Source organism: Vibrio sp. A2-1, assembly GCF_021728355.1.
Lineage (GTDB): Bacteria > Pseudomonadota > Gammaproteobacteria > Enterobacterales > Vibrionaceae > Vibrio > Vibrio splendidus_K.
Genome location: NZ_JAKKCO010000001.1, coordinates 1258481 through 1272408, shown reverse-complemented (window position 1 = coordinate 1272408; position 13928 = coordinate 1258481). Strand labels below are relative to the sequence as shown.

Below are 13928 nucleotides of genomic sequence, written 5' to 3'. Positions count from 1 at the left end.
GTTTTTTTCGTTTCTGCGTTCCAGTCTCTATCTGAACGCATGAGAATATTTAGATACAAGAAACCGTAGATATAGGCAAACTCAATTAGCACTAAGATTTTGTAAATAGGGCGGATGTAAAAAAGCTTAGCGCGGGGGACGCTAAGCTTCGTTGTTAAGTATGTTCTTGAACCATGTTTAGGCTGGTGGGGTTAACCTACTTGAGAAAAGCTCACTACTTTGCTTTGTAGTTTCTCTTTCAGGTAATCCGTTACTGCTTGCTGCTCTGATTCACTCATGTACAGGCCAAGCTTGGTTCTGCGCCACAAGATGTCTTCGTCAGTCATCGCCATCTCTTCATTGATCAAGTAATCGATTTCAACTTGATAAACGCCATGGGCTTCGCTTGAGAATTGGCTGCCAAGGTCAGCTTCGCTATTCGCACCTTCCAGTAGTTTCCACGTGTAAGTTCCGAATTGAGTCACGTAGCGAAGCAGCAACGCTTCAGATGCCCAAGGGTATTTAGTATGGATCATCTTCGCAAGTTGCTCTCTGCTACAGCTGAAGTTACCACCTGGAAGCGTGTTGTTGGCTGTCCAAGGCGCACCCATATTGGTTAGGTGTGGTTCTAACTTCTTAAGTGCTGCTTCGCCTAGCTTACGATAAGTGGTCAACTTGCCACCGAAGATCGAAAGCAGTGGTGCTTGATCGAGCTCTGCGTCCAATTCCAATGTGTAGTCACGAGTGATCGCTTGTGGTGAATCAGATTCGTCGTCACAAAGTGGTCTTACGCCACTGTATGTCCAAACCACGTCTTCACGGCCAAGCTGTTTAACAAAGTGCTGGTTAACGATATCAATCAAGTAATCCACTTCTACATCATCAATTGCGACGTTACGTGGGTCGCCTTTGTATTCAAGGTCGGTAGTGCCGATGATCGAGAACTTATCTAGGTAAGGGATCATGAACACAATACGATTGTCTTTGTTTTGCAGAATGTACGCTTGTGGTTCGTCATGAATGCGTGGCACAACAATGTGTGAGCCTTTGATAAGACGAATGTTACGAGGCGAAGCCTGCTCTAATCCATCATCAAAGAACTGTTTAACCCAAGGACCAGCAGCGTTAACAAGCGCTTTTGCTTTGCGTTCAAAGCGTTGGTTTGTCATGACATCAAGGATCGTCACATGCCAAATACCACCTTCACGGTGCGCTTTTTCAACACGGCAGTAGTTACGTACTTCAGCGTTGTTTTCTTTTGCTGCCAAAACGTTGAGCAATACCATTCGCGCATCATCAACCCAGCAATCTGAGTATTCGAAACCTGTCTTCATTTCTGGCTTCAGTAAACCTGATTTAGCCAAGTTCACCGTTTTACTTCCAGGAAGTGTGGTGCGTTTACCTAAGTTATCGTAAAGGAATAGGCCACAGCGAATCATCCAAGCTGGGCGTAAAAATGGTCGATGAGGTAAACGGAAACGCATTGGTTGAGCAACATGAGGCGCTTTTCTTAACAAGACTTCACGTTCAGCGAGTGCTTCTGAAACCAAACGAAATTCGTAATGTTCAAGGTAGCGTAGGCCACCGTGGATAAGCTTTGAGCTAGCGGAAGATGTCGCAGAGGCGAAATCATTTGCTTCGTATAAGCCAACGTTTAGACCACGACCTGATGCATCTGCCGCGATGCCTGCACCATTGATGCCGCCGCCAATCACGATCAAGTCTAAAGTGGAAGATGTACTGTTGTTTGAATTATTTTGTTGAGCACTCATGGTTTTGACCTCTTCTGAGCGAACGAGCATTTTAGAACATAATTGAATCCTATATGAACTTTCGTTTGCGGTCATTTATTATTTTCGTTTATGCGCGTTTTATGTGATTTGGGCATAAAAAAACCTCTGCTTATGAAAGCAGAGGTTCAAATAAGTCTAATTCGAGCATAGAAGCGACAGTGACAGCGAGCAAGTTTTACTTTTTTAACTTTTCTATAAAGAATCGTGATTCATTTAAGAAAATGGCGTCACTGAGCACATATGTTGAGTTATTCGCTCACAGGACGAGCAGTATCGATCACTTCTAATGGTATTGCTGAGTCTTTAAGGATGTTCAGAATCTCTTCTGGTGGCTGTTTGTTGGTAAACACCATATGCGCCTGGGAGATATTGCCGAGCTTAACCATCGCGTTACGACCAAACTTAGTGTGGTCTACGGCTAAGAAGATACTGCGGCTGTTTTCGATGATGGCTTGTTTCACACGAACTTCGTGGTAATCAAAATCGAGCAGTGAGCCATCAAAGTCGATGCCGCTAATACCTAAGATGCCGAAATCGAGGCGGAACTGCTTCACGAAATCGAGTGTCGCTTCACCAACAATGCCACCATCGCGGTTACGTACTTCACCGCCCGCCAAGATAACCTTGATCTCTGGGTTAGGTAGAAGGATGCTCGCAACATTGATGTTGTTGGTCACGACTCTTAATTGTTTGTGATTTTTGTTGAGTGCGCGAGCGACTGATTCTGGTGTAGTGCCTATATCAACAAACAGGGTTGCGCCATCTGGAATGTGCTTAACCAGTTCGTCGGCGATCACGTCTTTTTCGTTGAAGTTAAGCGCTTTACGCGTGTTATACGAGGTGTTTTCCGAGCTTAAAGGAATGGTTGCACCACCATGATAGCGACGAATTTTGTTGCTATCGGCAAGTTCATTGAGGTCTCGTCTGATGGTTTGTGGGCTGACATCGAACTTTTCAACGAGCTCTTCGGTACTCACATATCCTTGTGTTTTTACCAGATCTACAATCTGCTGGTGTCTTGGTATCTGCTTCACTTAACTTACCACTCCCTGCGCGCAAAGGGCTCTAGCGCGTCAAAATCGAAAATATAAACTCACGCTATTGTGCTCGAATTGATGAAAAGAGAGAAGTAATGATGGTAAGGAATCATGTCTAAACCGCAAAAACGCTGCGCAAAACGTGGAATTTGAGCCTGAAACGCAAAAAAGAGCACAAAATAGTGCTCTTTTTAGTTTCGTTTGCTGAGGTTCGAACAATCTAGTCGATTAGATTGCTCGAGTTTCTAGGTCAACGGCTAATGATTAACGATTAGCTGAGTACTTAGTATTACTCGTTGTCATCGTCATCGTGCAGCTCAGACCAAACCTGTGCACACTTGATAGCACGTTTCCAACCTTTGTAACGGCGGTTACGTTTTTCTTCGTCGTGGTGCGGCATGAAGGTGCGGTCAAGAACGGCTTTGTCTTGAAGTTCGTCGATGCTGTCCCAGAAACCAACAGCAAGGCCTGCAAGGTAAGCGGCACCCAGAGCAGTCACTTCCGTTACTTCAGGGCGGTGAACTTCAGTATCAAGTACGTCTGATTGGAACTGCATTAGGAAGTTGTTCGCTACTGCGCCGCCATCAACACGTAGTTTCGCTAGCTTGATGCCTGAGTCAGCTTGCATCGCGTCTAGTACGTCACGCGTTTGGTAAGCAATACCTTCCAGCGTTGCACGGATGATGTGGTTAGAGTTAACACCACGAGTTAGGCCGACAATCGTACCGCGAGCATAAGCATCCCAGTATGGCGCGCCTAGGCCAGTAAATGCAGGAACCACGTAAACGCCGTTTGAAGAGTCTACTTTGGTTGCGAAGTACTCAGAGTCTTCTGCACCAGCCAGTAGCTTCATTTCATCACGTAGCCATTGGATAGATGCGCCACCCATGAATACCGCACCTTCAAGCGCGTATGCAGGTTCACCTTTAGGGCCACATGCTAGCGTTGTTAGTAGACCATTCTTCGATGTTACTTTCTCTTGGCCTGTGTTCATTAGAAGGAAACAACCCGTGCCGTAAGTATTCTTAGCTTGGCCTGCTTCTACACACATTTGACCGTAAAGTGCAGCTTGTTGGTCACCGGCAATACCCGCGATTGGGATACGCGTACCGCCTTTACCACCAAGGTTCGTTTGACCGTAAACCTCTGAAGAGCGCTTCACTTCAGGCATCATGACTGCTGGAATGCCCATTTCATCAAGTAGCTTCTGATCCCAGCATAGATCATTGATGTTGAACAACATAGTACGTGACGCGTTGGTGTAATCCGTAACGTGAACACGTCCTTGAGTCATTTTCCAAACCAACCAAGTATCAACCGTACCGAACAGTAGTTTGCCAGCTTCAGCGTCTTCGCGAGCACCTTCAACGTTGTCTAGAATCCATTTTACTTTGGTACCTGAGAAATACGGGTCAAGGACTAAGCCTGTATTGTCACGTACGTAGTCTTCTAGGCCACGAGCTTTTAGGTCTTCACAGATGTCTGCTGTACGGCGACACTGCCATACGATTGCGTTATAAACAGGCTTGCCTGTCTCTTTGTTCCAAACAATGGTGGTTTCACGTTGGTTAGTGATACCGATACCCGCTAGCTCATCGCTGCGGATGCCTGCTTTAGCAAGAGCTTCAACCAATGTAGAGCTTTGAGTCGCCCAGATTTCCATTGGATCGTGCTCAACCCAACCGGCTTTTGGATAAATCTGAGTAAATTCTCGTTGAGAAGAACTAACGATGTTTGCATCGTGATCGAGGATTACAGCGCGAGAACTTGTGGTGCCTTGGTCTAGGGCAACAATGTATTTTTGCTCGGTCATGGTAAGAATCCTTTTTCTTTTGTTATTTATATTTTAGTAAATGTAGGGTCGCTTAGGAATTAAGCTTGAGCTTGTTCAGCTTCTTCTTCTGTTTCACATTGGTTTGGAATTGTGCAGCCTTGGCCTTCTACTGGTAGGTAAGCACCGATAACACGTGGGTACAACCAACCACCAAAACACGCACCAGCAATTGGAGCAAGAATTGGAACGATGAAGTAAGGAATATCACGAGCACCGCTTAGTGCGAAATCCCAACCTGCAAAGTAAGCAAACAGTTTTGGCCCGAAGTCACGAGCAGGGTTCATTGCAAAGCCAGTCAGTGGACCTAAAGAACCACCGATAACCGCGATAAGAATACCGATCAGTAGAGGGTTCATTGCACCGCGAGATGCGCCGTTGTTCTCATCACCTAACGCTAAAATGGCAAACATCAACACTGCAGTAATCACGAATTCCACAGCAAAAGCGCCGAAGAAAGAAAGTGAAGCATGTGGGTAAGTCGAGAAGATACCAGCAGTTGATAGTGCGTCTTGGCTGCTACGAACAAAGTTATGTGCGATTTCGTAGTCAGTAAATAGGTTGCTGTATAGGCTGTAAACCAATGCTGCAGAGCAGAAAGCGCCAAGCAGTTGCGAAATGATGTAAGGCACCACTTTCGCTTTATCAAAGCCATGGAACATGGCCAGTGCAATCGTTACGGCTGGGTTGATGTGTGCGCCTGAAACGCCGGCAGTACAGTAAATTGCAATCGCAACACCGAAGCCCCAGATGATGCTGATTTCCCATTGTCCGAATGTCGCACCAGTTAATACTAGAGCGGCCACACAGCCAACGCCAAAGAATATGAGTAATCCTGTACCGATAAATTCAGCCAAGCATTGCCCAAATAAAGAAGGGTGTTTGTTTGTTGTCATGTTCGAGTCCTTTTTAGTTTTGCTTATCTAGCACGTGTATTGTGCATATATTTGCGAACTCGAAAATAAACGAACATCAAAAGTGAGCGTTTGAGCATAAAATTGTTAATTAAAGTCACTTGAAATGTTAATCCGAACACTTTTGCTCGAAAAAGATGCTCGCATGAACGTCATTACTCGAATTGATAGGTTGCGAAGTCGCTCAAACTACCTATATGTAAATGAATGCGCAACTGGTACGAGGAGTTTATGTTTGGATTTGTGATGCTACTTCGTGAGTGGCGGATTATTAGACTTAAGTAGGGAGGGCTGTGTGATGTTTTTGCTATGTAACAAGCGAGTTAACAAATGAGCTTATATGCATAAATGAATAAACTGCCAACTAAGTTGTAGTTTGGCAGTTTCAATTTAGGTGTTTGTTCTAGTTACATGCTACGAACTGGGGCTCTAAACCAAAGCGGCAACTTTTCCTTTCGCAACCAATTGAGCTCGAATCGAGTCATACGCCCAGTTGAACGCAATCGCGTAAAGTACGAAGAAGATAACAATCCCGATATCCATCACTAATACCGTCCAAAAATCGAGTTGAAGTACCCACATTAGTAGTGGGAACGACACCAACATCAAACCCAGCTCGAAACCTAAGCCGTGCAGAATACGTGTTTTTTTGGTTCTTTTGCTACGGTCACTGCCGTAAATCTTGTCGTAACCGTAGTTGTAGACGTAGTTCCAACCCATTGCTATCAGCGACAAAGACAGAGCTAAGCCTGCCATTTTCACCGCTCCACCACCGACAATGTAGGTCGCAGCAAAGGCCATCAAGACCAAAGCAACTATTTCAAATAGCACCATGTGTAACATGCGTTCTTTATGTGACATCTTTTTACTCTCTTTATGTTTTTCTAGCCTCTATGGGCTAATGACTTGGCTAGATAATATCTATTTAAGTGATAATATAAAGATAGTTAACATCACATATAGTGATAGTAAGTATTGAGAGGCACCGAATGTACAACATAGAACAGCTGAAGATGTTTGTGTATGCCGTTGAATTAGGGTCATTTTCTGCCAGTGCTCGCGAGTTAGGTAAGGTACAGTCGGCGGTGAGCCAAGGTATCAGTAATCTTGAAATAGATTTTAATGTTCAACTTTTTGACCGTTCGACACGCAAGCCAACGCTGACGGCGCAAGGTCATCAGATTTTCAAGCAGGTCAAAGCGATTATTCTACAAGTGGAAGATCTCAACTCGTCGGTCAATGCCATCAATAATCAAGAGGAAGGGCTACTGCGTATCGCTTTAGACGATGCCTTGTTACTTCCTTCATTGCCTAAGGTGTTGGATAAGTTCAGCCGAACATTCCCAGCGACAGAAATTGAGTTAATGGCAGCGGCGAGTACCGATGTGAACCGCTTGGTGTCACAAGACCGCGCAGATATCGGCCTGATGTTTACTGACCTCGCTTTTCATGCCGATTCAGAGCCGTGCTTTATCGGTAATCTGCCTTTTGTTGCCGTGTGTCATCCAAGTCATGCTTTAGCTGAAGTGTCAGTTGCGAAGTTGCCCGACTTTATTTCTCATCGACAGCTTATTCTACGAGGCAACAAAGGTAAGGTGATTGACCATTTTCCTGTAGTCGCGGGCAAGGTGTGGTGGGCGAACAGCTTTGTTGCCATCAAGGAGATGATCGTACATAGCTCGGTGGGTTGGGCATACTTACCGAGTTATTTGGTGAAACATGAGATTCAACAGGGAAAGCTTAACCAGATAAACGTCTCGTTTGACCATAAAACATGGTCACCTCCTGTCGATTTGGTGATCTCCAAGAAAGCGATGAAAGGGCCGGGCTTGCTGTGGTTGGAAGACAATCTCAAAACCTTACTCGATTGATTTTTTCCAAACCGTAGACAAATGAAAGGGCTTACCCCGAAAGGTAAGCCCTTAGTTTTTCTAATCTTCTGCTAGATGCTAGATTTAACCGTCAGACCGTTGTAGTACTTGTCTTTCATCTTAAGCGCCACGTTCACTAGGTAAATCAACACAGGTACTTCAATCAGTGGACCGATAACACCGGCAAACGCTTGGTCTGAGTTGATACCGAATACTGAGATTGCCACTGCGATTGCTAGCTCGAAGTTGTTACCTGTCGCTGTGAATGCAATTGATGCGTTCTTGTCGTATTCAATACCCATCTTCTTACCAATGAAGAAGCTGATGAAGAACATCGCTGTGAAGTAGATGGTTAGAGGAACCGCAATCAACAATACGTCCATTGGCAGTTCAACAATCATCTCGCCTTTTAGGCTGAACATCAGCACGATAGTCGCCAGTAGAGCAATCAGTGTGATTGGCGAGATGCGAGGAATAAACACATCGTTGTACCACTGCTCACCCTTCATCGACACAAGGATCTTACGGCTTAGGAAGCCTGCTAGGAATGGGATACCTAGGTAGATAAGAACACTGTGTGCAATATCGATCATTGAGATATCAACCATCATGCCTTCGTAACCGAATACCGGTGGTAGAACGCTGATGAACAACCACGCCATAAAGCTGTAGCTCACCACTTGGAATGCACTGTTTAGAGCAACCAATGCCGCGCCGTACTCTTTGTTACCACCGCCGATGTCGTTCCAAACCAGAACCATTGCCACACAACGAGCTAGACCAATCAGAATCACACCGACCATGTAACCTGGGTGGTCGCCTAAGAATGTTAGCGCCAACACAAACATCAGAATTGGGCCGACAAACCAGTTCATGATCAAAGATAGTTTGATCGCTTTCTTATCTTTTACCACGGTGCCTAGCAGGCTGTAGTTAACCTTAGCCAGAGGTGGGTACATCATTAAGATAAGGCCAATTGCCAGTGGAATGTTGGTTGTGCCAACAGACATTGATTCGTTCCACTGTTCGATTTGTGGGAACAAGGTGCCAAGCAGTACACCAATGCCCATGGCGATGAAGATCCACAGCGTTAAGTAGCGATCGAGAAAACCTAATTTTGGTTTCATTATATTATCTCTTTGGTTGTTATCGTTAATCGTCGAAAAACGATATTTAAAGGCAAAAAATACGCTTAGTTTATTGTGTTCGACAATCTAAGCGTGGTTAATCTATTTTAAAATGGTGTCGATAAGCGATTCAAATTGCTGAATATTATCTCGGTTAATGCGATAGCACATCTTCGGTGGTATCGATTCAGCAGTGATGAAGCCTGAGGTTTTCAAGATTCTTAGGTGCTCTGATACGGTTGATTGAGCTAAACCCAACTCACTCACCAGATCACTGTTCAAGCAGCCGCCCGACTTTTCTAAAGCGGACAAGATACTAAGTATGCGAATTCTCGCTGGATGAGCGAGTGCTTTTGCTAACGCAGCCATCTCTTTTTCTGCTTCAGCATTACTTGGCGGAAGAGGTAGAGAACAGCTATCTGTTGCTTGGCATGTTGCAGTCATACTTAGTGGGCTCACTTACTACTAATCGTTAAAAGACGATTGATAGTAAGCCTATTTCTTTTATTGGTCAACGCTAATTTGTTTATTGCCTGACAGGAATGGGCAACCTTAAGGTCGATTTAAGATTTTCCTACCCAGTAAAGCGGCCACTTCTGGTGTGCTGATGTGTTATTGAGCATGGCCCCAACACAAACCAATGCAATGCTACCAATTAAAACTGGGGTAAATAGGAAAGTCCAATTCACAGCCGATGTGCCAGCTAACGCGATGACGATTGGGTTAGCTCCTGCTGGCGGATGAACTGCGCGGAAATATTGCATCAACATGATTGCCGAGCCTACTGCCATCGCCATTACTAAATAAGAATCACCAAACCCATACAGTGCGATCAACCCAACCGCAGCAGAGATAAAGTGACCAGCGATGATGTTCCTTGGTTGAGCGAGAGGCGATGTTGGAACGGCAAATAAGAGAACACAAGTCGCGCCAAAAGGTGCCATCAACCAAGGAACTTCAGATTGCTCTGCGAGTAAACATAAAAACAAGATGCCTACCGTGCCACCAACAAATCCCTTTATTAACTGGCTGAACGTTGCCCGTGGTGGAAGTTCACCTCCGCCGATTAGTTTTTTCATCATCGCGACTTACCTCTTTCAAGACTAAAAACACAAAGTGTACAGATCTGTACTTGTTGAGTTGAATGATACAGATCTGTACACTGTTGGCAACAGGTAATTTAGTCGCTGTAAATTTAGCAGCATCAAATTTTTCCCGATTTGAAAGAGTAATAGGCATGAGTAAGAAAGCACTGATCTTGGATGTAGCCGAATCTTTGTTTAACCAATTTGGGTATACCGCCGTTGGCGTAGATAGGATCCGAGATGAGGCTGCGGTTTCTAAGACATCGATGTACCGTCACTTTGGGTCAAAAACTAAGTTGATTGAAGCTGTGTTGGAAAGGCGTCACCAGCGTTTTGAATCGAGTTTAGAAGTGGCACTGGCATCGGTTTCTGGCTCACAGAGTCAGCTAAATGCATTACTGGATTGGCACTTTGCTTGGTTTGAGCAACCTGACTTCAAAGGCTGCATGTTCATGCACGCCTTGGCCGAATTTAAAGAATCCGACAGAGATATTTCTGCTCTAGCTAAAAAACATAAATATTGGCTGAAGCAGCTATTAATACGTACGATTGAATCAACAGGAGTCGAGGACTATCTAGTTCGCTCGGAAGTGATGATGGTATTTTTAGAAGGGCTGATTGTAAGGTCTGAGTTCCAAAGTTTAGAATCGGATAAGTCTTATTATCACCGAACTTGGTTTGAGTTATCGGGCTTTTGCAAGTGATTCCATTAAAATGACACCAGTAAGAAGCGTCCTTACTGGTGCCGACGTGAATTACAGCTCAACCAAATTGGTCAGTGAGCTGAACGAGTCCATTATACCGTTATTTGATTCACTAGATTTTGGAAGTGGAATACCCGCATTACTATGACATTGCGCAACGATATTACTTTCACTTAGCGTTTGGCATTGGGTAAGAAGCTCGGCTACTTGTGTGTTGTTGCCTAATGCTTTATGAGCTGCGATGTATTCAGGCAAGAATGGTACTTGGGTACCGATGACTTGCTCGCCTTTCGCAAGAAGCTTGAGTGAGCTCTGTGGTTTTTTCTGATCTCGATAAGATTGTGCCGCGAGGGTAAAGGTTTGGATAGAGGCGTAATCCCAGTTTTTAATAAGCGCCAAGTTTTGTAATGCTTTGGAATCTAAATTCTGCATTTTTCGGACACCATAGAATGCAAGTCTTGGGTAAGCATGGTGCTTGGTTGGGCCCGTTACGGATTTTCTCGCGAGTTTCTCAGCGGTTTTTATATCGCCAAACTCCAATGCTTTGAATGCTTCCGATGCATACCAATAGTTCTCTTGAATCTGTTTCCCCTTACCCGTTTTCACAACTTTTTCGAATTCGACAGTTGAAAGGTGTTTTTTCCGCTCTGTGCGATATTCACGTTTTACGTACGCTGACATGTCTTTCTTACGATCCATCGGAGAGGCATGTCGGGCTGAGAAACTTTGTAGCAGTTGTGTACCAGCTTCGTTTGCTGCTAAGTAACCCAGGTTGCTCCATTTATTGTCACTGGATAAGTGTTTTCCCGCATCACTGGCAAGGGTAACGAAGCTTTGGAATTCTTTCTTCTTCTCTTTCAGTTGCGCAGCAGTGTGGTTTTGGCTGCTATCCAGCCGCTCGAGTACAGGTGAAAATGCTCTTGGGCTGTATCCTGCCTTAACCAGTAGATCCATACCAAGTAGGTCGGCTTCATCTTCGTCGCTGCGGCTCATCGAAGAGCTTATTACATCACGGCTTAATCGATTGATGGTCAACCCCGCTCGATAAGAGTCTTGAATCAGGTTCTTGGTGGAACTCTTATTCTGGCTTGCAACCTTATAGCCGTTGACGGTTTTCTCTGCCTTCATATCCGTGATAAGCGCTGTGCTCATGGCTATATTGGCAGTTTTACTAACTAAGGCGCTTTGTTTAGCAAAATACTCATTGGTCTCATTGTGTTCTAACAAGATGTGGGAGAGTTCATGGGCAATAATAAACGCGAGCTCATCTTCAGAATCAGCGTCTGCTAATACGCCCTGGGTAATCACAATTGTATTAGGTGTTGCATATGCAGAGTAGTTGCGATCGGACGAGACTAATATCGTTATGTCTTTATCGATAGGCTTGCCCCACTCCTTGACGATCTTGGCTAAAATGCCTTCCAAATATTTATTGACGTATGGGTTAGCAATCAGGTCCTTATCAGCGGCAGCTCGAGTATTGACAATGTTTTGAAATTCTTTGCTAGCAGCCGTATTGCTTGCTGATGTGCTCTTTTCTGGTGCGTTAGTTTCAGCAAGATGTTGGTCAATAAATCTGCCATCGAAGGACTCATATTTACTGCTCATTAAATTGTTGATGCTGTCAACAGCACAACCTGAGATCAAAAAAGGTGCGGCGATCCAAAGTAGTTTTTTCATTAGTTACAGCCCTCACCAAGCCCCAGTGTTGCATATGTGCCACTGTCGCTTTTTGCACTGATCTTTTGGGTACTACATACTACACTTGCCACAGCTGTCTTATTCAATTGCACTTCAATCTGGTCAAACCATTTTTCTTGGCCATTGATTTTTACCATGATCATTTGCTCTTCTTGGTCATAGTTTTCAACCACTAAGCCGTTTTTCTTTGGGTCGGGCAGAGTGTTCTTTGGTACATCTGCACAGTCATTGTTTTTATCACAAACCCAAACGTTGTCGACTAAAAAATCGATAACCTTGATTTGTTCTTGAGCCATCACAACTGATGGTACGAGACCAATACCTAAGCCTAAAACTAACGTTGATAACGATTTCATAAATGTTCCTTATTTACTGAATGTTTGTTGTTTATTGTGTCTTTCTTAATTTATGTTTTGTGTTTTTTGCGAATAGACAGACCCTTTCCTTATAAGTTTGGAGTTTTGGTCTGAAAGCTTCAAAAATGAAGAAAAAAAAGATGGGTAGATCGATAAAAATAATTAGGATTAACCCGTACCAGTTTGGAGCTCCCACATTGAGCACGAAATGGGAGACCGCCACTGAAATGCCGATGACCGCGATGATAATAAGTATGGGCACGAAAGCGCCCCATAGTTTTTGTTGTTCATTGAAATGCTGGTTTTCTTGTTGCTCTAAAAAATTGAAACGAAACCAAATAACAAGAAACAGAACTATGGTTTGCACCGATATCTCGACCATGTCTGCAATGCTCAAATTGAATAGACCTGTATCGGCGGGTGATCGCCAGTACTCGCCATTGAGCGTTACTAAGTTATCGAGTGCCATAGCATGAAAATAGACGCCTGGAAGCGTGCCATGGACCGGCGAAACTACGAGGTCAACCCCACCAGTAACATGATAGCCAACCAATACCATTTTCCCTTGAATCGCTTGTTTTAGTTCACGAGAACCTGCAGATCCAGGAGCGCTGAGCTTCGATGCCGCTATGGTGAGAAAAGGCGGACAGCGTTTTCTGAGTGTAGCATCGACATCATTTTGATCTTGTATGCCTTGAGTAAGGCTTACGACAAGTAACTCTTTTAACTGTTGTAACTGGTTGGTATGTTCCCCACAGTCAAACCCAAGTGGAAAAAATGACTCCTGCTTACTAGCGTGTTTGTTACTCCATTGAACAATGACAGCGTCATCCATATTGCCGATAGTTGTGGTATCGCACTGTTTATCTCGTGTACACCAGTCTTGGTACATCGCAGCTGCAACGGTGTTCATTGTCTTATCATTCCATGGGACAGACAACGGGTAGTAGCGTCCTTCACCACTCCAAGATACTGCTGCCAGTTGTGCGACATTTGCTATTTTGTGTCTCAATGATTCCGGATCATTAAGTCTTTGTTCAGTGTCATAAGTGGTATTACTGGCCATAAAAATGGGAAATTTTTGGTTATCGAGTGTTTGTAACCAACGGTTTAGGTTATCTGAGTGCTCGTGGTGTTGAAGAATGTCGTAGAACATTGAATCGGGTTCGAAACGAGAAATGGTTTTGAGTAGTCGTGCAAGATTTCGATAGCTCACCGGGTAGGTCTTGGTTGCGTCTATGTATTGATCATCAATCAACACTACTACAATTTCATCAGAAACGGTTTGGCTAAAAAACGGTGACCAGAGTCTAAGTATATGATCTTCGTAATGGTCTTCTGCTGAATTTCGGATGCCCAACGGGTCAACGATAAAAACGAGAAGTATGAGAGCTGTGGTGACTAACGCTTTACAAAAAATTTCTAAACTAAAGGACATGAATGTTGGCCGTCGATAATCCATAGGTGATTTGTTGGTAAACAACTGGTTGCAAATTTTTTTAAAAAAATAGCACTGTAGAGTTGTGTTTT

General features: G+C 44.2%; 13 protein-coding genes. 2 read left to right on the top strand and 11 right to left on the bottom strand.

The window, feature by feature from the left end; genetic code table 11:
- Positions 1-191 precede the first annotated feature (191 nt).
- From glpD to L3V33_RS05315, 5 genes are all read right to left on the bottom strand, one after another.
- Complete coding sequence (glpD, locus tag L3V33_RS05335; RefSeq protein ID WP_114635755.1) at positions 192-1751, bottom strand: glycerol-3-phosphate dehydrogenase; 1560 nt, start codon at positions 1749-1751, stop codon at positions 192-194.
- 269 nt (positions 1752-2020) lie between these two features.
- The gene (locus L3V33_RS05330) at positions 2021-2806 is read right to left on the bottom strand and encodes a DeoR/GlpR family transcriptional regulator (RefSeq protein WP_004732237.1); all 786 of its coding nucleotides are present in this window, start codon (positions 2804-2806) and stop codon (positions 2021-2023) included.
- A 292-nt stretch (positions 2807-3098) separates the two neighbouring features.
- Entirely contained in the window at positions 3099-4622 is a 1524-nt protein-coding gene (gene glpK / locus L3V33_RS05325) for a glycerol kinase GlpK (RefSeq protein WP_065206658.1), read from the bottom strand.
- 59 nt (positions 4623-4681) lie between these two features.
- Entirely contained in the window at positions 4682-5536 is an 855-nt protein-coding gene (locus tag L3V33_RS05320; RefSeq protein WP_004732234.1) for an MIP/aquaporin family protein, read from the bottom strand.
- Between the two features lie 447 nt (positions 5537-5983).
- A complete protein-coding gene (locus L3V33_RS05315) occupies positions 5984-6415 on the bottom strand; it encodes a PACE efflux transporter (RefSeq protein WP_048660946.1) in 432 nt (143 codons plus the stop codon).
- Positions 6416-6543: 128 nt separating this feature from the next.
- Between L3V33_RS05315 and L3V33_RS05310 the strand changes: the two genes are divergently transcribed.
- The gene (locus L3V33_RS05310; protein WP_171307548.1) at positions 6544-7425 is read left to right on the top strand and encodes a LysR family transcriptional regulator; all 882 of its coding nucleotides are present in this window, start codon (positions 6544-6546) and stop codon (positions 7423-7425) included.
- A gap of 71 nt (positions 7426-7496) precedes the next feature.
- Here L3V33_RS05310 and arsB read toward each other — a convergent pair whose 3' ends face one another.
- The 3 genes from arsB to L3V33_RS05295 form a co-directional block, all read right to left on the bottom strand.
- Entirely contained in the window at positions 7497-8552 is a 1056-nt protein-coding gene (arsB, locus tag L3V33_RS05305) for an ACR3 family arsenite efflux transporter (protein ID WP_237289623.1), read from the bottom strand.
- 102 nt (positions 8553-8654) lie between these two features.
- Positions 8655-8996: a metalloregulator ArsR/SmtB family transcription factor gene (locus L3V33_RS05300; protein ID WP_237289613.1), complete on the bottom strand. Its 342-nt coding sequence runs from the start codon at positions 8994-8996 to the stop codon at positions 8655-8657.
- A 119-nt stretch (positions 8997-9115) separates the two neighbouring features.
- Entirely contained in the window at positions 9116-9634 is a 519-nt protein-coding gene (locus L3V33_RS05295; RefSeq protein WP_171329931.1) for an HPP family protein, read from the bottom strand.
- A gap of 155 nt (positions 9635-9789) precedes the next feature.
- On the opposite strand from L3V33_RS05295, the gene L3V33_RS05290 reads away from it, so the two are divergent.
- Entirely contained in the window at positions 9790-10341 is a 552-nt protein-coding gene (locus L3V33_RS05290; protein WP_237289611.1) for a TetR/AcrR family transcriptional regulator, read from the top strand.
- Positions 10342-10392: 51 nt separating this feature from the next.
- Here L3V33_RS05290 and L3V33_RS05285 read toward each other — a convergent pair whose 3' ends face one another.
- From L3V33_RS05285 to L3V33_RS05275, 3 genes are read right to left on the bottom strand one after another with little or no spacing between them, the layout of a single operon-like run.
- Positions 10393-12021, bottom strand: a complete 1629-nt coding sequence (locus L3V33_RS05285) for a M48 family metallopeptidase (RefSeq protein WP_237289609.1) — start codon at positions 12019-12021, stop codon at positions 10393-10395.
- Positions 12021-12398 carry a hypothetical protein gene (locus L3V33_RS05280; protein ID WP_237289607.1) on the bottom strand — a complete coding sequence of 126 codons (378 nt, stop codon included), beginning with the start codon at positions 12396-12398 and terminating at the stop codon, positions 12021-12023. Before L3V33_RS05280 ends, L3V33_RS05285 begins: the two co-directional genes overlap by 1 nt.
- A gap of 31 nt (positions 12399-12429) precedes the next feature.
- Positions 12430-13836, bottom strand: a complete 1407-nt coding sequence (locus tag L3V33_RS05275) for a CHASE2 domain-containing protein (RefSeq protein WP_237289605.1) — start codon at positions 13834-13836, stop codon at positions 12430-12432.
- Positions 13837-13928: the final 92 nt, after the last annotated feature.

Coding starts and splice junctions, on each gene's coding strand:
- glpD (WP_114635755.1), bottom strand. CDS start 1,751: ATGAGTGCTCAACAAAATAATTCAAACAACAGTACATCTTCCACTTTA.
- glpK (WP_065206658.1), bottom strand. CDS start 4,622: ATGACCGAGCAAAAATACATTGTTGCCCTAGACCAAGGCACCACAAGT.
- L3V33_RS05320 (WP_004732234.1), bottom strand. CDS start 5,536: ATGACAACAAACAAACACCCTTCTTTATTTGGGCAATGCTTGGCTGAA.
- L3V33_RS05315 (WP_048660946.1), bottom strand. CDS start 6,415: ATGTCACATAAAGAACGCATGTTACACATGGTGCTATTTGAAATAGTT.
- L3V33_RS05310 (WP_171307548.1), top strand. CDS start 6,544: ATGTACAACATAGAACAGCTGAAGATGTTTGTGTATGCCGTTGAATTA.
- arsB (WP_237289623.1), bottom strand. CDS start 8,552: ATGAAACCAAAATTAGGTTTTCTCGATCGCTACTTAACGCTGTGGATC.
- L3V33_RS05300 (WP_237289613.1), bottom strand. CDS start 8,996: ATGACTGCAACATGCCAAGCAACAGATAGCTGTTCTCTACCTCTTCCG.
- L3V33_RS05295 (WP_171329931.1), bottom strand. CDS start 9,634: ATGATGAAAAAACTAATCGGCGGAGGTGAACTTCCACCACGGGCAACG.
- L3V33_RS05290 (WP_237289611.1), top strand. CDS start 9,790: ATGAGTAAGAAAGCACTGATCTTGGATGTAGCCGAATCTTTGTTTAAC.
- L3V33_RS05285 (WP_237289609.1), bottom strand. CDS start 12,021: ATGAAAAAACTACTTTGGATCGCCGCACCTTTTTTGATCTCAGGTTGT.
- L3V33_RS05280 (WP_237289607.1), bottom strand. CDS start 12,398: ATGAAATCGTTATCAACGTTAGTTTTAGGCTTAGGTATTGGTCTCGTA.
- L3V33_RS05275 (WP_237289605.1), bottom strand. CDS start 13,836: ATGTCCTTTAGTTTAGAAATTTTTTGTAAAGCGTTAGTCACCACAGCT.